Annotated in this window: 13 protein-coding genes; 5 read left to right on the forward strand and 8 right to left on the reverse strand. The window is 46.3% G+C overall.

Features of this window, described 5'->3' with window-relative positions:
• Window positions 1-161: 161 nt before the first annotated feature.
• The 5 genes from ACO0LB_RS12315 to ACO0LB_RS12335 form a co-directional block, all read right to left on the reverse strand.
• A complete protein-coding gene (locus tag ACO0LB_RS12315; protein WP_423049396.1) occupies window positions 162-1184 on the reverse strand; it encodes a hypothetical protein in 1023 nt (340 codons plus the stop codon).
• A 53-nt stretch (window positions 1185-1237) separates the two neighbouring features.
• Complete coding sequence (locus ACO0LB_RS12320) at window positions 1238-2032, reverse strand: hypothetical protein (RefSeq protein WP_423049397.1); 795 nt, start codon at window positions 2030-2032, stop codon at window positions 1238-1240.
• A gap of 49 nt (window positions 2033-2081) precedes the next feature.
• Entirely contained in the window at window positions 2082-2507 is a 426-nt protein-coding gene (locus tag ACO0LB_RS12325; protein ID WP_423049398.1) for a DUF6152 family protein, read from the reverse strand.
• A gap of 24 nt (window positions 2508-2531) precedes the next feature.
• Entirely contained in the window at window positions 2532-3002 is a 471-nt protein-coding gene (locus ACO0LB_RS12330; RefSeq protein WP_423049399.1) for a rhodanese-like domain-containing protein, read from the reverse strand.
• A gap of 273 nt (window positions 3003-3275) precedes the next feature.
• A complete protein-coding gene (locus ACO0LB_RS12335; protein WP_423049400.1) occupies window positions 3276-5762 on the reverse strand; it encodes a TonB-dependent receptor in 2487 nt (828 codons plus the stop codon).
• A gap of 579 nt (window positions 5763-6341) precedes the next feature.
• On the opposite strand from ACO0LB_RS12335, the gene ACO0LB_RS12340 reads away from it, so the two are divergent.
• Window positions 6342-8876, forward strand: coding sequence for a TonB-dependent receptor plug domain-containing protein (locus ACO0LB_RS12340; RefSeq protein WP_423049401.1), 2535 nt, complete (start codon window positions 6342-6344; stop codon window positions 8874-8876).
• Window positions 8877-9263: 387 nt separating this feature from the next.
• Here ACO0LB_RS12340 and ACO0LB_RS12345 read toward each other — a convergent pair whose 3' ends face one another.
• Window positions 9264-10655 (reverse strand): MFS transporter, encoded by a 1392-nt coding sequence (locus ACO0LB_RS12345; RefSeq protein ID WP_423049403.1) that lies wholly within the window; start codon window positions 10653-10655, stop codon window positions 9264-9266.
• A 1009-nt stretch (window positions 10656-11664) separates the two neighbouring features.
• On the opposite strand from ACO0LB_RS12345, the gene ACO0LB_RS12350 reads away from it, so the two are divergent.
• The 4 genes from ACO0LB_RS12350 to ACO0LB_RS12365 all read left to right on the forward strand — a co-directional run bounded on the left by ACO0LB_RS12350 (window position 11665) and on the right by ACO0LB_RS12365 (window position 18100).
• Entirely contained in the window at window positions 11665-12795 is a 1131-nt protein-coding gene (locus ACO0LB_RS12350; protein WP_423049405.1) for an efflux RND transporter periplasmic adaptor subunit, read from the forward strand.
• On the forward strand, window positions 12788-15883 hold the full coding sequence (locus ACO0LB_RS12355; RefSeq protein ID WP_423049407.1) for an efflux RND transporter permease subunit: 3096 nt from the start codon (window positions 12788-12790) through the stop codon (window positions 15881-15883). Before ACO0LB_RS12350 ends, ACO0LB_RS12355 begins: the two co-directional genes overlap by 8 nt.
• Window positions 15883-17517, forward strand: a complete 1635-nt coding sequence (locus ACO0LB_RS12360) for an efflux transporter outer membrane subunit (protein ID WP_423049409.1) — start codon at window positions 15883-15885, stop codon at window positions 17515-17517. Before ACO0LB_RS12355 ends, ACO0LB_RS12360 begins: the two co-directional genes overlap by 1 nt.
• Before the next feature lie 148 nt (window positions 17518-17665).
• Window positions 17666-18100 carry a RidA family protein gene (locus tag ACO0LB_RS12365; protein WP_423049411.1) on the forward strand — a complete coding sequence of 145 codons (435 nt, stop codon included), beginning with the start codon at window positions 17666-17668 and terminating at the stop codon, window positions 18098-18100.
• A gap of 151 nt (window positions 18101-18251) precedes the next feature.
• Here the strand turns inward: ACO0LB_RS12365 and ACO0LB_RS12370 are convergent, their stop codons facing one another.
• Both ACO0LB_RS12370 and ACO0LB_RS12375 read right to left on the reverse strand, forming a co-directional pair.
• A complete protein-coding gene (locus ACO0LB_RS12370) occupies window positions 18252-20372 on the reverse strand; it encodes a sensor histidine kinase (RefSeq protein ID WP_423049413.1) in 2121 nt (706 codons plus the stop codon).
• Window positions 20373-20391: 19 nt separating this feature from the next.
• Window positions 20392-21642: an ABC transporter substrate-binding protein gene (locus ACO0LB_RS12375; protein WP_423049415.1), complete on the reverse strand. Its 1251-nt coding sequence runs from the start codon at window positions 21640-21642 to the stop codon at window positions 20392-20394.
• Window positions 21643-21859 lie beyond the last annotated feature (217 nt).

Raw genomic sequence — 21859 nt, forward strand, 5'->3', positions numbered from 1 at the left:
ACAAGAAAAATTGGAAACATTCGCTCCAATTTCCACTATAAAACATGCTCTCGCGAGCATGTTTTATGAATGAGCGGCACTTAGTTTCGAAGTTTAAGAAAATTAGAACTTAATCAGACTTTCCTTAAAGTGAATTCGATGACTTTACGAATTGACGATGATTATCGTTTGCCAGTTTCTGCACCCAATCCAAATCCTCCATTGTTCTCGGTGCAGATGCGTTCGTAGTGTTCAAGGATGACGTCTTTGCTTTTTGTGGTGGCGTGTTCCACTTCAAAATGCCATCCATTCGCTTTGTCGTTTTCGGTCCACTTGCGAGCAGGTATCGTTATCGTAAATGGACGTGTGTAGACGGTAGGGTCTGTGAAAACGGCAACATAGTTGTAACGCTTACCGGCTTTATCAAAAATATAGCGCTCTTGAATATGTCCGTTTTCGCTGATGAACTCACCTGAGCGGCCAAATAACGCTTTCCCATTTTGATTGCTGACGTCGACCACTAGCGTGTTTCCTTCCCAATGCCCGCGAGAATCTCCATTCCATAATTTAATATTGTCAGGGAGGTGAGGCTTACCATCCAGGTGAATGATCCTGGTTCCTGAATTAAAGAAAAAAACGACGTAACCCGGATACTGAGCGATCTCATAACCATGCCAGTAAAAAGACTTGGGAATACCCGCTGGAGCACAGCGAGCTAGCGGCTCTACGTATTCTTGCTTGGTTGGATTATGAAAGCCGACCTGAAATTCCTTGACCTTTGCTAAAGCCCAGGGCTGGAAAGGAACTTGACCATCAGCTGGATCTGAAACGCGACTCGGAGCGCGACTCTCTCTTGCACCCAGTGGGCGTTGAGTCGAACCTTCTTTTACTGGTTCACCTGGTATTTTTCCTTGCGGGTCAGTGAGATTGTTATGGTTAGCAATCGTGTTGGACCAATGTCCGGAAATATCAGGTTGACCATCGATAGTCCTTTTGCCAGTCCAATTACCGGAAACAATTTCAGGAACCGATTTTTCTTGTGCTATACCACCATTCCCAGCTTGTGCTGCTGGAGTCGCTTGATTGGTGGAATTTTGTGCAGATTTTTTTTGATATGTTGTTTGCGCAATAGATGTTGTGAATGGAAGCGATCCTAATAACAATCCGGCAAGACCAATTTGTAAATGCCTTTTCTTTATATTCATAAAACCCTCGTATTTTTGTTAATGTCCAAAACCGTGTCTGAATCCATGTTTGCTTATGGCGCTGGTTTAGGTGGGTAAAATTGGTCATAGTCCAGTGTGAAGCGATAGTCTTCTATGAGCTGGAAATTCTTCTCTCTATGGCGATGCAGTATGACGCTGATATTCCAGGGCTTGCTGAAGACTTTGTTATCTTCTATGGTCGCTTTATACTCGATGGTATTCGTGTCCAGAAATTTCCAGCGTTCTACAATATGCAGCTCATCGCTATGAAAATTACCGGCGTGATCAAACCATGTCTTATCGTTAAAATGCTTCACATCGACAACCAGAGTATCTCCTTCCCAATGGCCTCGAGAATCACCCAGCCACCAGTCATTTGGATCTTGTGGATGTTCGGTTCCATTGGTATGTATAGTTCTTACCGAGTGTCCGAATTGCGGAACAATATTTAAATTTGCTGTACGGCTGAATATCTGGAACGGTTCTGGGTAATACACCGCGCGAGGTACTCCGAGAGTCCAGCCTTTGACGGCAGGATCCTGTGTTGCCCTGTTTTCAAAATTTTTCTTTTTTTGTTCCAGTGCCTGTGGCAGATAAGGAATCACATTACCTTCCACAATTCCAGGTCCGGGTGCCGCGTCCTTACGATTCGAATGCGGTTCCAGATCATCGTTGGCTGAACTAGTGGTTTGCCAGATACCAGAAAAATCTGGTTTGCCGTTTGATAAGCGAGGTAGTTTTTCTGCTGCATGAGCAGTGCCACACAAAAATATAATAGCGGTTGTGAGTAAAAGCAGAGCTGCAATACTGCGGCGATTGCTCGTACGTTTGGTGATCGTTGTATTCAAAAAATTCTCCTGTTATCTGAAGATCCAAATGTTTGAAATATCCAGAACCTTATCTGGCATTTGCAGGTGCTGTAGTAGGTGCATCCTGCGCGCCACCTGTTTTGATACTGCGTCCATCAGCTAATGTGGTGGTCACAGCGTAGCCAAAATCCTTGCCGCTTTTAGCACGGAATCCACTGATATTGACGACTGTTCCGGGAGCAAGAGTGGCTTTGGTGATGCCTTTTTCTTTGAGACTGAATGGTGCGCCAAATTCAAATCCCCAGTTGGTGATTTTTCCATCAGCACCTTTGACATCGAGGTAGAGCCAGCTATGAGGATTGATCAGTTCCAGTTTGGTGACGATACCTTTGACTTCAATGGGTTTGTCGCCATCAAACTCTGCTGAAAAAGCGTGGTGAGCTGCTGCTGGAAGGCTGGAAATCATCAAGGCAGCGAGTCCGATGATAGATAGAATGCGTGAAGTATTTTTCATAAAATTACCTGTAAAAAAAACGAATTATTGTGTTTTGATTGCTGTATTAAGTGCTTGTTTAGCTGCTGGTGGAATGATCTTTGTCAGCGTTCCACCTTCTGCTTCATAATTTTGAACACCTGCAGCACCTGCTACATCAAAGCCCTTTGTGCTGAGCAAGTCAGCCGATTTTCCAGCGCGACCAGCATGATTGGAGAGAAGAACGATGCGTCTGTCTTTTGGTATAAATGCCAGTTTCTTTTCCAGGTCATTGGACTGTATGCTGAGGTAGACGGGAAACCCGCCAATCGAAGTGATTTCATCAGGGCGACGTACATCGATGAACAGTACTTTGTCAGGTTGTGCAATTAGCGCATCCAGTTCAGCACGGTTCAGTACATGTGCTTTGAATGCCTGTGCTTGAACTGCAGCTGTTGGTGCAGGGGAATCTGCTGCAAACGTATATGGCACAGCAGAGGTCAGCGAAATTGCCATCATTAATATGATTTTTTTCATGATTGTTTCCCTTTAAATGTGTTTATTGATGTTGTTGAAGCGGTTTTTATTTTTGCAAATATCATTGTGTCTAATGCAGTTATCGTGCCAATCAGAAAAAGAAGATGATTCCTTGAGTTCTCAATGAGATAACGCTGCCATCGCGATTTTCTGTGTTTCATCTTCATCAGCACACTGCGTAAAACTCAACATGATTCATATTTATTGTTGAATTCTGTACAGATGCTGTGATGGTTTTTTGATGGGGTGATAGGGCAAAAAATGTGTGACTGATTAAATCTTTGTTTTAAAAACGACTCCTATGTAGCGAGGGTCGCCATAAAATTTAGATACGCCGGCAGAATTCGAATATTGTCCGAGATTGACCGCATATTGCTTATCCAGAAGATTTTTCCCGATCAGATTGATTTCGCTTTTTCCATCCCGGAAAATAATGCCAATCCCACCATTCAATACGCTGTAGCCACTCTGCCATGTATAGTCGGATAAAGTGGTTGCCAGATTGGTTCTTGAACGGTAGCTCTCGTTCCCAAATGCATGAAACACGCCCAGATTACTTAATGACTTTTTGTAATCGATCCCGATATTGGCAGTGACTTTTGGTGCGCTGGCAACTTGTTTCCCGGTAAAGTCGCAAGGTGTAGACACGTTCAATTCAACTGCGCATGTAGCGTTGGTATAGCTCGCATATTTAGGATCATTGAAGGCAGCGCCAAAATTTAAATATAATGAATTGCTGATATTCCACGCACCGTCCAGCTCAATTCCGCGAACTAGTACACCACCGACGTTGGTAAGCAGACTCGCATAGCCAGTTGAGCTGGTAGGAGAGACGATAGTGGCTGTAGACTGATAATCAGAAATTTTGGTCCGATAGATATTCGCGTTAAGAAACAGTGAGCGATCCAGCCAGCTACTGTTTACCCCTAATTCAAAATCGAGAGAATTTTCAGGTTTCACATTCGCTTGCAAGCCATTACTGTCGAGTTGCACAGCGCCGGATTTCGTGCCATGGCTAGCTGATGCATACAATAAAACGTCCTTTGTCAGCTGATAGCTTGGATTGATGAGCCAGGATGTTGATGTATCGGTCACGCTTCCTGCATCAACATAACCATATAACGTTCCTTGCTGAGCTTGCCTGATGGCGAGTGACGTACCGCTGACTGCTACACCACCAGTACTAATTTTGTTGTAAATAGTGCTGACAGTTTCTTTGGTTGCTCGTAAGCCGACTGTGAGATTAGCTTTGTCATTCACATGCCAGTTTGCCTGCGCAAATCCAGCCAGACTTTTCGACGAAGGATCCGTTTCGGTCGTGTTGAATACACCATTTAACGAGGACTGTAATTGCCCTGCATTCAATGCAGAATATTGTGCGTTGCTTGCATAGAAGGCACCTGCATCCTGTCCGTACAAACTGCGACTCAAGGTATAAGAATCTGCCTTGTGCGCGAACAGACCGATCTGATAGTCGATTTCTTTACCGAGCGGTGACGCCAGCCTTAATTCTTGTGTAATTTGCTTACTGTTTCCTAATGTGCCGGATAACTGCTGAATATTGAAATGGGTGTAATCAAAATCGTTGCGGAAATTAAAGTCATTTTTCCTATACGCACTGATGGAAGTCAGGGTGTATCCATTCCAATTTTTTTGCAAATCGAGAGAAATGCCGCTTTGATGCACAGGCAATTTTTCGGCAGAATTCAAATCAACATAGTCAGCAGTTACCTTACCAATCAGCGGTGTATAGCCGCCAAAATATGCTCTTGCAAGTCTGCTGCTGTAGGTAATTGTGCGCGGAGCCCCATTGGAAAATGTAGTCGGATCCTGAATGTAGGGAGACAGATTTCCATGTTCATTAGATGCATCGTAATGCGCGATCAGACGAGCGCTGAAATCAGCATCTGGTGTCAATAAAAACTGTAATCGTGTACCGCGGCGTTCTCGTCCTTCCCAAGTGCCGCCCAAAGGAGCATAAATGTTTTTGATCGGGCCATCACCTTCATTGGCGTAAAACGAGGAACGATAGGCGAGTAGTCCGTCAATAATCGGGCCAGTGGCTGATGCTTTAATATCGAATGTGTTTAATGAACCATAGCCTGCTTCAAACGTATATTCAGGTTTAAAACTTGGGGCTTTGGTCGTGATGACAATCGCACCCAGAGTCGTGTTTTTTCCTTGAAGCGTACCTTGGGGACCGCGCAGAATTTCCACTTGATCCAGATCTACGTAGTTAGACCATGCCATGCCTGCCTGAGTTAATACGACGCCATCAACAATGAGTCCCACACTACTTTGAATCGCTTCATTAGCACTATTTTTTCCAAGCCCACGCAATGCCACACTGGTTTGCCGTGAATTTGTTGCGCTGACGGCGAGATTTGGTGCTTTACCAGCAAAATCCGATAAGGTCACTGCGCTGTCTCGGGCAAGATCGCTACCTGAGAGTACTGTTTCTGGCAGCGGCACATCCTGAATCAGTTCAGCACGCTTCCTTGCACTCACAGTCACGCTCTTTAAAGCCACTGAAGACGCGCTACCCAGTTCGATCTGGGTAGCAACATCGGCGGCCTCATTGGCTTCTGCTGCATCGGCAGCGTAAGCGGTATCGAATGCATACAGTGAAGACCCGGTGATAGCGGCTGATACACACAAGGTGAGATATTTTTTACGATGAATCATGCCTGCTGTTTTTATTCTCGATGGCAATGATGGCCGTTGTGTATTTTTGCGTGTCGCGCTGATGGTGGTATCCAAAATTTCTCCTGTTATCTGTGGGGGGATATGCTTGCTGATAGCAATCGACATGCCAAAGAATTTGGGAGCTGAAAATACCTCTGCATTTGAATTCAAGTAACTGATTTTATGCGGATAATTTTTCTTATTTTCTTTTTCAGGTATGAAAAATGATGTCAGTCTGACTGATGCGTGGGCAACAAAACGATGTATGACTGTGTGCTTATCAACAGTAACGTGATGGGTTTGAGTCACTGACTTTGCACACAAGTCTGGCTGAAATCTCGGCAGAACACTGATGTGTCAATGGCTGCTTTCTATTATTGACAACTGCTGATTTTGCAGCATGGTGTGTGCTGGTTTTGCAACAAACAATAGAAGGTATGGCTCAGATGCAGCAGTGCTCGTTTTGACGAAGGAGTGACAACGTAGCACGGATGTTTGAAACAATTGTTTTTAAAAACAGTGGCTTATCAATAAATCGTCGGTGTTGGGTTCTGATGGTATGGAATTTGCAAAAAAGTTCAATGAACATCATCGCGCAATGCAGCAGCGCAGCGCTAGATACCATTATTTTTAACCATACTTTTGGACGTATTTATGAAGCAGCATTTATTTAAAAAAACTGTTCTTGCCACACTACTTTCTTCTTCATTTGCGACAGTCTATGCCCAGCAGCTCGATGCTGAAAATAGCGAAACGACATTCGACAGTGTAGTCGTACTCGGTGCTTCAAAATATGCTTCAACAGTGTTGACCAGTTCTGCGCCGATTGACGTCATCACACCACAACAATTAAAAGAGACCGGTGCTGTGAGTCTGAATCAGGCATTGGCTCAATTGCATCCTTCGTTTAATTTCCCGCAGGGACAAAATGCTGTAAAGGGTCAGGGTGTGAGATCGGCCTCATTGCGTGGCGTTAGTCCTGCTTATACTCTGATACTTGTGAATGGAAAGCGGCGTAATGCTTCAGCACAATTATCTGGTACTGATCCTTGGCCAGCTGCAACAGTCGTTGATCTGAATACGATTCCGTTAAGTGCCGTCGCCCGAGTAGAAGTCTTGCGGGATGGTGCTGCTGCACAATATGGTTCAGATGCGATTGCTGGTGTGATTAATATCGTCTTGCGCGAAAATGGCACTGGTGGCGAAGTGAGTTTGCACACAGGTGGTTATAGCGATGGTGGTGGTCAGACCAATTCCTTGAATGCATGGTCTGGCTATACATTAGGCCAGGATGGTTTCTTGACTTTGAGTGCAGATCGGTTAAAAAATAGTAATGTGGATCGCAGCGAAGCTGACTGGCGTCAACTCTTCCCGAATGGTGATGCACGCAATACCACCTACAACAAAAAATATGGACAATGGGGGCAGTCAGAACGCGATAATTGGAGTGTACTTGCAAATGCTGAAATTCCGCTGACCAAAAATACAGTGGCCTATGGTTGGGCAAATTATGCGAATAAGGAAGGTTCAAATTACGTTAATCCTGAACGTGTGGTTAAGGCAATTACTACAAATCTGACGGTCACAGATGGTACGAAGTTAGGGGAAAATGATGTCCTCGCTTTATATCCGAATGGTTACCAGCCATTGATGAGTTATCGTGCGACCGATCTGGCAGTTGTTGGTGGGGTGCGTATTGACGACGCGGCGGTTGGTAAGTTGGATGTTGCTATCAGTTACGGTCAGAACGAAACTTCACGTGATACCTATAACACTGTGAATCCATCTTACGGTGCAGCTAGTCCCACGCATTTTTATCTGGGATCATGGAAAAGCGACACCACCAGCCTGACAGCGGATTATCAGAACAATTTTTCTGTTTCTGCTTTACAGGATCCGATCAGTGTGACGGCAGGTCTGCTGGCGCGTCATGAAAAATGGGGAACGGGTGATCTCGGCGATGCAGCAGGATACATAGGCGGGCCGTTGGCTGGTTCGACTGTGGGATCGTTGTATCCAGGAACAGCGTATGCCAGCGATACGTCCAGAATCCCAGCGAGTGGTTCTTCCACTTCCGGTATTAAGCCTCAAGATGCGAATTCGATCACCCGTAATGTGGTTGGTGGATATGCCGGCGTAGATGCCAGTTTACAAAAAGACTGGAAAATCGGTGCAACAGGGCGTTACGAGCATTACTCCGATTTTGGCAGCACGAACAATTTCAAACTCACCAGCCGTTATGATATTTCTCCAGTGATTGCGGTGAGGGGAACAGTCAGTACGGGTTTCCATGCGCCGAGTCTGGCGGCATTGGGTTTCCAAAGTACAGGAACGACAAGCAACTGGTCTAATAGCGGAACTGGTACCTTGACTCCGGGGCAAACCAGACAATTCCGTCCGGCAGATCCGGCTGCTGTTGCATTTGGCGCCAAACCTTTAGTGCCTGAGAAGTCACGTAACTATTCTCTGGGAACCGTGATTCGTCCAGATGCCGTTACCTCGCTGACGATCGATGCATACCGTTTGAACGTCAATGATGTCATCATTCAAACTGAAACATTGCAGGGCGCCACGGTTTCTTCTGCATTTAATAATGCTGGTTTGAATGGGTTTACTCAGGCGTCCTATTACACTAATGGCTGGGATAGCCGTACCGATGGCATTGATATCATTGGTCGCCGCCAGATAGCGCTTGGTTCCGATCAGCTTGAGCTGAGTGTGGCGACCAGCTATATTCGTACTAAGGTCAGCAATGTTCATCGTTATGTTGATATAGGTGGTGCGACATTACTTGCGGTTAGTAACGCAAAAGTACGTGATGCCGAAACAGGTACGCCAAACAATAAAATCGTGCTCGGTGCACGCTATACCACCGGTAACTGGAATTTGGATGGTTTTGTCACGCGATATGGCAAATACCGCTATAACGTTGGTGACGTTGCCGGATCGGTAGCGGCAAACGGAAATACAGACCAGGTCTTTTCTGCTGAAACCTATGTTGACTTCAGTGTTGCTTATCACTTCAACAAAAAATGGAAAATCGATCTAAACGTGCAAAATGCCTTCAATAAGTATCCTGATAAATATTTGTTGGCTAATCGCGCCAGTGGCATTAATCCTTATTCATTTATTGCACCGAATGGCGCATCTGGCAGATTTATTTTTGCAGGCATCAGCTATAAGTTATAAGTCGTCTTAATCTTTCCCTGATACAGAAAAGCATGTGCTTAGTCTCATGCTTTTTCTTTTTGAGAGCTATATCAGACGAACAAAAAAGACGAGAAAAAATATATCCCTATCATTGTTCAGTCTCAGAATTTTGTGGGACGATTTATTTTTGGGGTAATTTTTCTTGATTCTCTTATGAATAGATATTTGCCAGAGACAGAATGGACATCTGGAAGCGTTGTATTTAAGATGAAAATCTTATATTACCTACATTGGTAGTGATTATTCGCAAGATGTTTTTAATGAATTGAATCATTAAAAGCAAAAGCCGGTCAATTTTTGCAAATTTACCGGCCCTGATTGATGCACTTACTTATTGCTTAATAATTAATACTTAATACTTATGGCTTATTTTGTATTCGCGATACTTTCGGCACGTAGTCTGTCGTATTCCTGTTTTTCGACAGGCACAGCATTTGGATCGCCAAGATCGTTCATATGAATGCGATAGGTTTCACGTGCACTCAGAGCGGCTAAGGCTGCAATGATGGTCACACTTAAAGTCACACCACCGATCATCAGAGGAATATTCGTAGCGCCTGGAGGCGCGATCGTTGCAAACAATGCTGGCAACAGTGCGGTCACTAATGTTCCCAGATTTTGGGAGATAGCCATTGCTGACACACGAGTGCGAGTTGGGAATAATTCAGGATAAAAACTTGGGAAAGTCGCGTTGTATCCTTGGTAAACCACGCCCCACATCAGTAATGACATGACAATCGCCAGCGGTACATGATGAATGCTGATGGCATACAGATAGCCGAAAGACAACAAGCCGGCACAAACAGAACCAATAATAATAGGCGGTTTACGGCCGATCTTATCAGACAGATTTCCTACGTATGGAATTACCAATGAAGCCAGACAATTACCTAATACTGGAATCCATAGATACACGTCTTTTGAGAAACCAATGCCATAGCTTGGCTGAACTGCATAGGCAGCACCGAATACCGTAGTCACGACAGGAATCACGTTCATCAGCGCCATGCAGATCACACGCAACATGTCTTTCCAGTTTTGCTGGACTGCCTGGATAACAGGCGCTTTAGGACGAACTCCTGTATGAGATTCTTGAGCAAATGCCGGAGTTTCTTCTACTTTACGGCGAATGATAAAACCAGCAACAATCACTGCAAAGCTAAGCAGGAACGGGATACGCCAGCCCCATGTGTTAAAGGCTTCTTCTGGCATGTAGTAAGACAATGGCAGGAAAACAGCCGCTGCCAGAATCTGACCAACCTGAACGCCTTGCAACGTAAAGCTGGAATAGTAACCACGTCGGCCGAACGGAGCGTGTTCGAGAATCATGGAACTGGCACCTGAAATCTCACCAGCGACAGCAAAACCCTGAATCAAACGCAGGATAACCAGCAAGCTTGGCGCGAGCATACCAACTTGCTGATACGTCGGTAATAAGCCGACTGCCATTGTCGAGAAACCCATCAGAAACATACAGACAATCAGCACATGTTTACGACCTTTGGTATCACCCCAATGACCGAGAAAAAATGCACCAATCGGGCGGGCAACATATCCCACGCCATAAGTCGCCAGTGAGGCAACGATGGCCGTTTTGGGATCGCCTTTTGGGAAAAATATTTGAGGAAAAATAAGTGATGCTGCTGTCGCGTAGATAAAGAAATCGTAGTACTCCAGTACCGAGCCTATCCAACCACTGAGGGTCGCTTTCTTGGTCTGGTGCTGACCAGTTGGTTCATGTTCCGTAGAGGAAGCCATTTGTATCTCCTGTCGTTATTTGAAATTTAATTATCTGAGCAATATTGCTATTCTGTGATCGATGTTCAGTGTCGGTATTCGCTGTACTTTTTTCGTTTTACAGAACTACGTAAACAACATAAGTGGTGGGTCGTTTTTCGCCGGTTTCAGCATTGTTTTCCTCGTATGCAAATAGCATTCGGAGTGAAAGAAGTGCTGATAGCTTTATGTCGTTTGTATATTCAGAAGTCTGATCAGGGTGAGATTTTCTGATGCTCATCAACTAGTTACAATGGTTATATCGCTCTATCTGATATGCTTTTTTGATATGGGTTGAAATTAAACTGAATGGTGATAAAACATGTGGGCACATATCACTTGTTGGTCATGAGTTGAAAACATTCGGAGTTTTCTTACACACTCCAGAAGCTTAGTGCCACTTAAAGGCGGATTGCGCCATTTTTGAGTGACCTGTATCTGTTTGCAAAATGCTGTATAGCATCGTGCTTCCAGATATTAACGTTGTGTTTTTCAACAATATTGATATGCATGTTAACCACAAATCTGCTTGACCCTGTAGCCGCTACAGAGTGTTTAATGCTGGATCAATGAAGATGTTGTTGATCGTGCCGATTCTTTGGACTCAATATGTTTGTTTATCCCAGCACTTACTCCAGGAACTTGCCTCTCTGTGCCGCTGTTATTCCAGTGTAGGGCATCAAATACATCAGAGTAGAAAAGGTCGATCAGGTAAGCGAATATCGCCGGACGATGCCCACTCTACTGCGGAGCAAATCAATGATATCAATGTGACGAAATCATGACATTGTCATGAACCAGTCAAATTTTATCTTCATAGTGCTAGCCAATCTAAAAACGATGTGCCGGATATGATTTTGTATCGCAGCAATAGCATCATAAAAATAGTTAACCCATCAAGTTACGGAGTAGTTATATGCGTATCCGCGCTTCTGTGCATTCATTGCCAATGAGATATACGAACCTGAGTTGTTATCAAAGGCGTGTATTGATGTTGATGTCTGCATTGTTAGCGCTGTTATTGATCAGTCTTGTGGTATGGAGACCAGCTTTGGCAGATGCCAAAAAAGTATCTGATACAGCAGTGCCGATGTTTATCCGGCAGGCTGACAAAATTAATGTGCCTGCCAATTCGCCGTTACGAGAGCGCTTAATGGTGCGGGCGGTGAGTAATGCTGCCTCACAGCATATGGTGACCATTCCTGGGGCGGTAGAGGCTGATCCTGCCCGTACGATCAATATCGTACCGCCACTGTCGGGGCGACTGACACAACTTAAGGTCAGGCTCGGAGACGTGGTAAAGCAAGGTCAGGTTCTGGCTTACATTCACTCACCTGATTTACTTCAGGCGCAATCTGATGCAGAAAAAGCGCGTGATGCCAAGGAGTTGGCGAAGCGTATGTTGGATCGTGCACGTGGTGTGAATGCGATCGGTGCGAATGCCAGCAAAGATCTGGAACAGGTTGAAAGTAATTATGCACAGGCTAATGCGGAATACAATCGCGCCGAAGGACGCCTGAAGGCGCTGGGTAGTCATACTTCAGCCAGTACCGCAAGTGCGGATAAAACGCAGGGGCTCAGCATCGTTGCACCTGTATCCGGTACGGTCATTGCCTTGAACGGAGGTGCAGGGGCGTATCTGAATGATACGAATGCACCACTCATGACGATTGCTGATCTCGATACCGTCTGGGTCACGGCAAACGTACCGGAAAATCTGCTTGCCTATGTCAACAAAGGACAAGTGGCGGAGATGACGATGCCTGCTTATCCAGGCCAGAAATTACGCGGTACCATCAGTTTTGTCAGTGCGGTACTGGAACCGGATACGCGACGCAGTAAAGCCCGCATTCCTGTGCCAAACATGAACGGCAAACTCAAACCGAATATGTTTGCCAATGTGGTTATTTCGGTTCCGCAGGCAGTCCAATTGAGCGTGCCAAGCTCGGCATTGTTAATGAATAATGACAACGTGACGGTTTTTGTCGAAGTATCTCCATGGACTTTCGTACGGCGCAAAGTAGAGACTGGTAGCGAAGACGGCGACATCGTCAAAATTATCGCTGGCCTGAATGCTGGTGAACGTGTGGTTGTGCGAGGTGGAGTACTACTCAATGATTAACCAACTCATTGCGCTATGTTTCCGGCGCCGCCATCTAGCCTGGGTTATCGCGATTCTCGTCTCGGTTTATGGTTATGTTTCCTGGACGAAGATGGCTGTTGAAGCCTATCCCGACATCAGTGATGTCACCGTCCAAATTTCTACTCAGGTCCCGGGACTTGCTGCAGAAGAAATTGAACAACAGATCACCACGCCACTGGAGCGCGTGTTAAGCAATACGCCTGGCGTCGTCAGTCTGCGTTCCAGCAGTACATTTGCGTTATCGCTGATCACGCTGGTTTTTAAAGATGGCACGGAAGATTATTTTGCCCGCCAGCGGGTGATGGAGCGTATCGGCCAAGTGAGCTTGCCAGCAGGTGTGCAGGCTAGTCTGGGGCCGATCAGCAGCCCTTCAGGTGAGATTTTCAGATACACACTGGAGTCTGATAATAAGAATCTGATGGAGTTATCAGAAATACAGAAATGGGTGGTGATACCTGCTTTTAAACAGGTTACAGGTATTGCTGACGTCAATAGTTTTGGTGGTTTTACCAAGCAGTTCCAGCTTGAACTTGATCCTGTGCAGCTTCAGCGTTTTAACTTGACGCTGAATGACGTCGTGTCGGCCGTCAACAACAACAGCGCGAATGCCGGAGGCGGGCGTATCGCGCGTGGCGAACAAAGTTATGTGATTCGTGGTGTTGGTCAGATACATTCTCTGGATGATCTGGCGCTGGTCGTAGTGGCACAAAATAATGGCTCGCCTGTACTGGTGCGTGATCTGGGTAAATTACAGTTCGGACATCAGGAGCGTGAAGGTATTTTGGGTAAAGATGCTAATCCGGATACCGTTGAAGGCATCGTCCTGATGTTGAAACATGAAAATCCATCCAGAGTACTGGAAGGAGTACATGCCAAGGTAGAGCAGTTACAGAAAAAGCTGGCCCCGATGGGTGTCAGAATCGCTCCCTACATTGATCGTGATGATCTGGTCAAACTTACAGTGCATAAGGTGTCGCATACCGTGCTGGAAGGCATTGGTCTGGTGTGCATTGTATTGATCCTGTTTTTGGGTAGCCCGCGCAGCGCGATTGTTGCAGCGGTGGCGATCCCTATTGCGCTGGTGACGGTGTTTATCGTGATGAGCGCAACGAAAATGCCAGCCAACCTGTTTTCATTGGGCGCGATTGATTTCGGTATTATCGTCGATGGTGCCATCGTGGTCATGGAGGCGATATTACTGCGCAGAGAGCAGGCTCCGGAGGCGGAGCTGAGCGAAGATGATATTTTAAATACGGCAGGTCAGGTTGCCCGCCCGATATTTTTTGCCACTCTGATTATCATTGCCGCCTATCTTCCTTTATTTGCGTTCGAGCGTGCTGAAGGTAAGTTGTTTACACCGATGGCATACACAGTTGCCTATGCATTGCTGGGTGCGCTGCTATGTGCTTTGGTGCTGATTCCCGGGCTTGCTTATGCAGCGTTACGCAAGCCGCGCAAGATATTTCATAACCGGCCTTTGGTCTGGCTGACCGAACGTTATCGCGCATCATTGAGCGGTATGCTGGCACGCCCCTTTATTGCTTATATCGTCGGTGCAGCGGCACTGGTCGCTGTCTTTGTATTGGGCAGCACGGCTGGGCGCGAATTTTTACCTGAACTGGATGAAGGCTCTTTGTGGCTGCAAGTGCAGCTGCCATCTGGCATTTCTATGGATAAGGCCAGCGAGATGGCAACCGAACTACGCCGTACTCTGGCTGAATATCCTGAAATTGCCTATGTGGTGACGCAATTGGGACGCAATGACGATGGTACTGATCCGTGGACGCCTTCTCACATGGAGGTTCCTGTCGGTTTGAAACCTTACGATCAGTGGCCCGTTGGTGAAACCAAGGCCGACCTGATTGCGCGTCTGAATGAGCGTTTCGCCAGAATGCCGGGATTTTCCATCAGCATCAGTCAACCTATCATCGATGGCGTGAACGATGCCATTGGCGGTGCTCATAGCCCACTGGTGTTACGTATTTATGGCACTGATCTGAAAGAAAATCGCCGTATTGGTAATCAGGTGGTAGATATTCTGCAATCGATCCGTGGCACGGCTTCTGCCTCCTTGTTTCAGGAGCCGCCTATTCCACAATTGGTAGTCAAAGTTGATCGTGAAGCCGCTGCACGATACGGCATCAATGCCGCAGATATTGCCGCTTTGGTACAGACGGGTGTTGGTGGCGCGCCAGTTTCTACTGTTTATGTAGGGGATCGTATTTATGACTTAACAGTACGTTTTCCAAAGGCGAATAAAGCAAGTCCGGATGCGTTAGGAAATCTGTTTCTGAACAGTGCATCCGGTGCCAAAGTGCCTTTGTCGCAGGTAGCAAGTATCCAACTGCAGACCGGTGAAAGTACGATTTCCCACGAGGCGAGTGAACGTCAGATTACCGTGCGTATTGATAATCGTGGACGTGATCTGGCCTCTTATCTGGAGGAGGCTCAAAGCAGAATTGGTAAGGAAGTGAAATTCAATCCGCAACATGTACGTCTGGAATGGGCAGGTCAGTTTGAGAATGAGCGACGGGCGCAGGAGCGGTTGGTCTTTATTCTGGGACTGGTTTTAATTTTAATGTCCGTGTTGCTGTTTTTTCAGTTCGGCAAAATCCGGCAGGCGTTGCTGATTTTGGGTGTTGTTCCACTAGCCACGCTGGGCGGATTAATTGCTATCCATCTGACAGGGCAAACGTTAAATGTCGCAACGGCCGTGGGCTTCATTGCCTTATTTGGCGTGTCAGTGCAGAACGGCATCATCATGGTGGCGAATTTCAGACGTATGCGCGGTAAAGACATGTCGCTGGCGGAAAGTATCATTGCTGGTGCAACAGAGCGCTTGCGACCCGTATTAATGACCGCTACGGTAGCTTCTTTTGGCATGTTGCCTGCCGCACTGGCCACTGGCGTCGGTACTGACGTTCAGCGTGGTCTGGCAACGGTGGTCGTTGGTGGACTGGTTGTATCCACTTTACTGACGCTGTTTATCTTGCCTACTTTTTACTTTACGATGGAACGTTTTTTTGAAAGCAAGCCATGGGATATTCGTACGCGGAGTGACCGATAATGCCATTGATCAAAACACTAACGCTACCTTCCCAGACCACTTCATCCGCTGCGTCTACCCATGTCGCGGGCTCTGAAGCGTACTATATTGCGGCAACGTTATATGAGCTATCCTGCAAGTTCCGCTGGCGTTATTGGTCGCTGGTACTGAGCTGTCTGGCTAGCATGCAATTAATCACAGGATGTGCTGTCGGTCCCGATTATGTTCGGCCAGATGTAAAGCTGCCGGCAAACTATGTAGCAGATACATTCCGCTCGCAAGTTGGCAGTTCGCCAATGAGCACTCTACCCGTATCCGCTGGGCAAAACATCGTGCAGGACATTGTACAAAACAAGGATATTCCTGCGATGTGGTGGGAGCTGTTCCACTCCAGACAGCTCAATGAGCTGATTACGGAAGGCCTCAAACATAATCCGACTGTTGAAGCGGCTCAGGCGAGTTTGCGTAGTGCTGCCGAGAATATGGCTGCGCAGCAGGCGGCTTTCTTCCCGACCGTGGAAGCAACGTTTTCACCGACCCGACAAAAGGTTGCTGGTACGTTGGCCAGCCCCGCATCTTCGGGCGCTGCATACTACAATCTTCATACCGCGCAGGTAACGGTTTCTTACACGCCGGATATTTTTGGCGCTAACCGGCGACAGGTCGAGTCACAGAAAGCACAGGCAGAGATTCAGCGCTTCCAGCTCGAAGCAAGTTATTTGACCTTGACGACCAATATCGTCAATACAGCCATTACAGAAGCAGCTTTACGCGAACAGATCAAGGCGACCCGGCAGATTGTCGCCAGCCAGCAGGCGCTGTTGGATATGCTTGAGCAGCAGTATCGTCTGGGTCAGGCATCCAAAGCAGATATCGCTGCTCAGGAAGCTTTGTTAGCAGCATCTCAGGCCAGTTTGCCTGGACTGGAAAAGCAGCTTGCCGCACAAAGAACTGCGTTAGCAACACTGACGGGTCAATATGCGAGCGACGACATCGATGTTCAATTCAACCTGGATCAGTTGACACTTCCGACGCCGTTGCCGTTGGCGCTGCCTGCCATGCTGGTAGAGCAACGTCCGGACATACGCGCCGCGGAAGAAGCGCTGCGGTCAGCGAGCGCCCAGATCGGCGTCTCTATCGCAAATCGTCTTCCCAACGTGACGCTTGGAATGAATGCCTATGGCTCTGCCAGTCATTCGGTTGCCGATCTTTTTACTTCTGGGACAGGTTTCTGGACTCTGGCAGGTAATGTTGTGCAACCGATTTTCGATGGGGGGGCGCTCAGACACCGGCAAAACGCAGCAGAAGCCACATTTGATCAGACCGCCGCGTTATACCGGAGTACAGTTCTGAATGCTTTTCAGAATGTGGTTGATGCCTTGCATGCAATACAGTATGACGGCGTTGCCGCCAGCTTGAATCTGAAAGCAGAACAGGCTGCGGAAAAAAGTTTATCCATTGCGCGACATCAATTGCAATTAGGAGATATCAGCAGACTCAGTTTGCTCAGCAGTGAACAAGCTTTTCAGCAAGCACGCATCAGTTCTATACAGGCCAGAGCCAATCAGCTAACGGATACCGTCGCGTTGTTTCAGGCATTGGGTGGCGGTTGGTGGAACCGCAAAGATGAGACGACATATCTGTCGACCAAATAAAACAGACCTTTACAACAAGACAAAGTAAAAAGACAAAGGAATGCTGCTGTAGTAAGGAAGCGCTATTAATGTAATAGTGAATGTAATGGTGACACAAGGTATCCGCTACTATCTGCAGTCAATGAACAATCCATATTCAGGGGATAACATGGTAATCGTACGGCATGAAATGGGACCGCGCTTCAGTGAAATGACGGTCACAAAGATGGGAAGCTGTAACTTGATTATTCTTTCCGGTCAGGTAGCGGAAAACACATCGCTAGGTATTGAAGGTCAGACCCGCGAAATCTTAAAATTCATTGATCGCCTGCTGGCGCATGTCGGTGCAGATAAAACCAACATCATCTCGGCACGTATTTATCTGACGTCAGTCGGAGATTATGCGGCCATGAATGCGGTATGGGATGAATGGGTGCCCAAAGGTCACACTCCGGCACGTTCGACGGTCGGTGCAAAATTAATCAGACCAGAATATAAAATTGAGATAGAAGTAACTGCTGTTGTCGATGCAAAAGAACATCACCACCATCATGACGATAACTGCATTGCGCAAGAAAGTGATGAGTCGAATACCAAGAAATAATGAATTACCTTGGTGTCGCAGACCAGACATGTTGAAGGTCAGGGAGAAGCAATGCCAGCGCTGTTAGTACGGACAAGGTCGATGATTTTTAAGATATTTAAATCATTGAAGCATTTGAGTATTTAAGCGGCTGATCACTAGCTATACGTCATTACGCAGTATCTGCTGTTGGATATTCTGGTGTTTTTTCTACCTGCCATAAAGGCAAATCAAAGTAAAAAGTCGAACCTTGTCCTTTTTCTGAATAAAACCCCACGCTACCATGCATGCGCTCTATCCATTCTTTACTGATAGCCAGGCCTAATCCCGAGCCTTCTTTTTGCCTTGTATCTGACGAGTCTGCCTGAGAAAATTTCTGAAAAATACGTTCTTTGAATTCAGAAGGAATACCGGGCCCTTTATCTGTCACTTCTACCCGAACGACATGATGCATTTTGCGTATGGCGACATCGACCTGACTTCCTTGTGGTGAAAATTTAGCCGCATTGGACAGGTAATTGTTCAACACCTGTATCAGTCGGTCACGATCTACATTCACCATCGCATCTTCATGTGTGACGAGTTTGAAACTGACCTTATATTGCTCACCATAGGCCCCGATAGATTCGAGACCAGACTGAACCAGTGCCATCAATGATTGCTCTTTCAATACCAATGTCATTTTTCCGGCGACGATTTTTTCCATGTCGAGTAAATCGTTGATGAGGCTGCGCAGGCGAAGGCTATTTTTATGCGCTGTACCAAGCAATTGATTGGCTTTCTCAGGCATGGTTCCTAATGCACCACCGACAATCAGTCCCAGTGCGCCGCAAATAGAAGTTAATGGTGTTCTGAGTTCATGGCTCACCGTGGAGACGAACTCACTTTTCATTTTTTCGATACGTTGTTGTTCGGTGATGTCTCGAACAACGCAGATAAATAATTGCTGATCATGTTGCATGCTACTGGAGACCGCGATTTCGACAGGAAATGTGCTGTCATCCTTGCGTCGTCCAGTGGCTAATTCTGTGCCTTCTAAACAAAGAATATTTCTCTTGAGTGAGTCAGTTTTTTCGTCTGTGGTATCAGTCTGACATAACAGGATAGTGAGATTACGTCCTATGACTTCATCCGCCTGATAATCAAACGTCGTTTCAGCTGCACGGTTGAATGAGCGGATGTTTCCCTGTCGATCGAAGGTGATAATGGCATCAACAACGTTGTCCAGAATTATCCGAATTTCGTCAGTGCGTTGCGCAATCAGTGTTTCCAGTGACATTTGAAAATGCTGGAGTCTTTCTACCATGATATTAAAGGTATCGACAAACTGACCTATTTCGTCGGGATGATTCCATGTGACATGCGTTTGTGCATTTGGATGCAACGCCAGCGCCACCGATGCATCGCTGATCGATTTAAATTGTTGGACAAACACAGCGCTGGCCTTGCGGCTCAGTAAAAAAGCTGCAGCGACCGCGACGATGCCCATTAACAGATACAACAAGAAGATAAGTAATAGTTGAAATAAAAATGATCTGGATTTTTCAGCATAGACAAGGTTAATTTCACTGCTACTGTCTACCTGTCCCATTTTTAAAATAGTGCGGCTGACTTTATCCGGAATGTGGTTGGCATCACAGTTAACGCTGTAAATAGGTTCACGCATGGTCGAGACTGTCAGGCAATCATCCGCATCCAGATGATTGCCTGGTAAATCGAACAAGGCATTTGTTTCGACAATGGCCAGCAATACTCCTTCATAGGATTTGGCTGCCGGATAAAAAATGGGTACAGCCAGTATGATGTTGTGACGTTGCTGACTCATAACCGGAATGATGTTGGCCTGTTCCGTTTTCAGAGATTCAATCGCAATATGCCGCAGTTCCTCACCGAGATGGAGATGGTCGGGCATATTGCCTGCGAAAGGCATCGCATTCGCATCAAACAGGATGAGTTTTACCGGCAAGTCGATTGGTAAACGGAAGTCGCGCAAGATCGGCGTCAGGTATATTTCACGCCCCGATGAATCCACAAACGCATTCACAATCAAACTGCTTTTTGCCAGCTGACTGAGCGCATGCTCCATCGCTGATAAACGGAATTCGTATGTGTCGCCAATTCGATTAATACTATTGTTGGTGTGATCGTTATCGTTCTTTTTAGCTTGATAGAAAAATAGTGTAAACGAGATGATACCGAGTAAGACAACCAGTCCAAATGCAGTAGCGACACTCACAAGAATAATACGATTACCAATGCTGCGACCGAGCCAGGCAGACAGATGACGCTTCACATTGATCCCAGCATATTGTTTATTTATTTGCTCTGGAAGATTGAGAAAATATTTTTTCTAAAGCGCCATCCAATGGCGCATAACGAGCCATAAAGATATTTTTTAATTCCAGCGCTTCGTGTCGTTTAGCCGTAAAAGGCGGATTGTATGTACGTATCAGACCATCGTAGTACTTCAGATTTTCTAAGGCTGTGCGTATGGCTTTGCGATCGGTGCTGCCTGCTTGATTGATTGCTTGTGCCAGAATATGCGTCAGATCATAGGCGTGAGCCACACCGACTGGAGACAAAATGTCCCGTGCACTTTTACTGCCGAATTTCTTATTGTGATCAGCGACTATTTTTGAAATTTTAGCTGACTTGCCATCGAGAAAAGAAAAAGTCTGTACGACAGCAAAATCCAGTTGGAAGAATCTGGGGCCAACAAGTTTGGGTAAATCTCCTCCAGTGACGCCCCAGTGACTGGCTACCGGCAATCGGTCATTTTCTGGTAGGGATAACAAGGCTTTTGACAGAACTTCTGCATCTTCCGCATTGGCTGTCAGCAAAATCGCCTGCGCACCTTTTTCCTTGAGATTGCGGATTTTGGCCAACATGCTGTCCTGTTTGTCGTCCCAGTTAATCCACTGAGTATCAACGATGGAAAGCTGCCTTTTTTTCTTCAGATAAGCTTCTGCAGCTTTTTTTGTGCTGCGGCCCCAGCTCGTATTGAGCATCATCAAGCCAATTTTTTTAATACCTTTCCGCTCAAGGTAATCAATCATCGTCAGCGCGGCCCAGCTATCCTTCAGTGAAAGACGGAATACATAATTGGGAAAATAACCATTATCGACAATATCATCCGCAGCAGCCCACGGATCGAGCAGGGGAATGCCAAGTTCATGTATGGTGGGCATAGAACTCAGCACCGTGGGGCTGAAGCGGCCGCAATATACCGCAACCAGCTCCGGTATAGTCGCGAACTCTCTGATGTTAGCAATGCTGCGTGCAGGGACAGAATGATTGGCACGTTCGATCAGTTGCAGTGGCCTGCCTCCCAAGACGCCACCACGTTGATTGATCTCTTCTGCTGCAAGCAGAATTCCTTGCTTGATGGCTTCTGCGGAAGTACTGCTGGAATGACCAAACTCCCCGTCCAGTCCAATCAGAACCGGGGGTTTCTCTCCTGCCTGCGCATGCGTATACGTGGTGAGAGTGATTGCTGTCAGCGTTAATAATATGATAAATGCAACGCGCAATAGCCTCGTTGCTTTGGGAGTGAAATGTGTCATCTGCAATTGGCCATTTATTCTGCGCGATATTACATTCATCTGTTTTTTTGTGGCAAGTAATTTAAACGACATTGCTGATTATTTAATCAAATTGCCTATGCGATATCATACTTGGATATCGACCAAATTCATCCATCTGCTTATGATGACTTCTTGATGAAGATCCGGCCTGGTGTATTCAATTTCATCGTTTTCAATTGAGGGCTTACATGATGAA

The sequence above is a fragment of the Undibacterium sp. SXout7W genome (assembly GCF_049339385.1).
Lineage (GTDB): Bacteria > Pseudomonadota > Gammaproteobacteria > Burkholderiales > Burkholderiaceae_D > Undibacterium.

Coding starts and splice junctions, on each gene's coding strand:
- ACO0LB_RS12315 (WP_423049396.1), bottom strand. CDS start 1,184: ATGAATATAAAGAAAAGGCATTTACAAATTGGTCTTGCCGGATTGTTA.
- ACO0LB_RS12325 (WP_423049398.1), bottom strand. CDS start 2,507: ATGAAAAATACTTCACGCATTCTATCTATCATCGGACTCGCTGCCTTG.
- ACO0LB_RS12330 (WP_423049399.1), bottom strand. CDS start 3,002: ATGAAAAAAATCATATTAATGATGGCAATTTCGCTGACCTCTGCTGTG.
- ACO0LB_RS12340 (WP_423049401.1), top strand. CDS start 6,342: ATGAAGCAGCATTTATTTAAAAAAACTGTTCTTGCCACACTACTTTCT.
- ACO0LB_RS12345 (WP_423049403.1), bottom strand. CDS start 10,655: ATGGCTTCCTCTACGGAACATGAACCAACTGGTCAGCACCAGACCAAG.
- ACO0LB_RS12350 (WP_423049405.1), top strand. CDS start 11,665: ATGTTGATGTCTGCATTGTTAGCGCTGTTATTGATCAGTCTTGTGGTA.
- ACO0LB_RS12355 (WP_423049407.1), top strand. CDS start 12,788: ATGATTAACCAACTCATTGCGCTATGTTTCCGGCGCCGCCATCTAGCC.
- ACO0LB_RS12360 (WP_423049409.1), top strand. CDS start 15,883: ATGCCATTGATCAAAACACTAACGCTACCTTCCCAGACCACTTCATCC.
- ACO0LB_RS12365 (WP_423049411.1), top strand. CDS start 17,666: ATGGTAATCGTACGGCATGAAATGGGACCGCGCTTCAGTGAAATGACG.
- ACO0LB_RS12375 (WP_423049415.1), bottom strand. CDS start 21,642: ATGACACATTTCACTCCCAAAGCAACGAGGCTATTGCGCGTTGCATTT.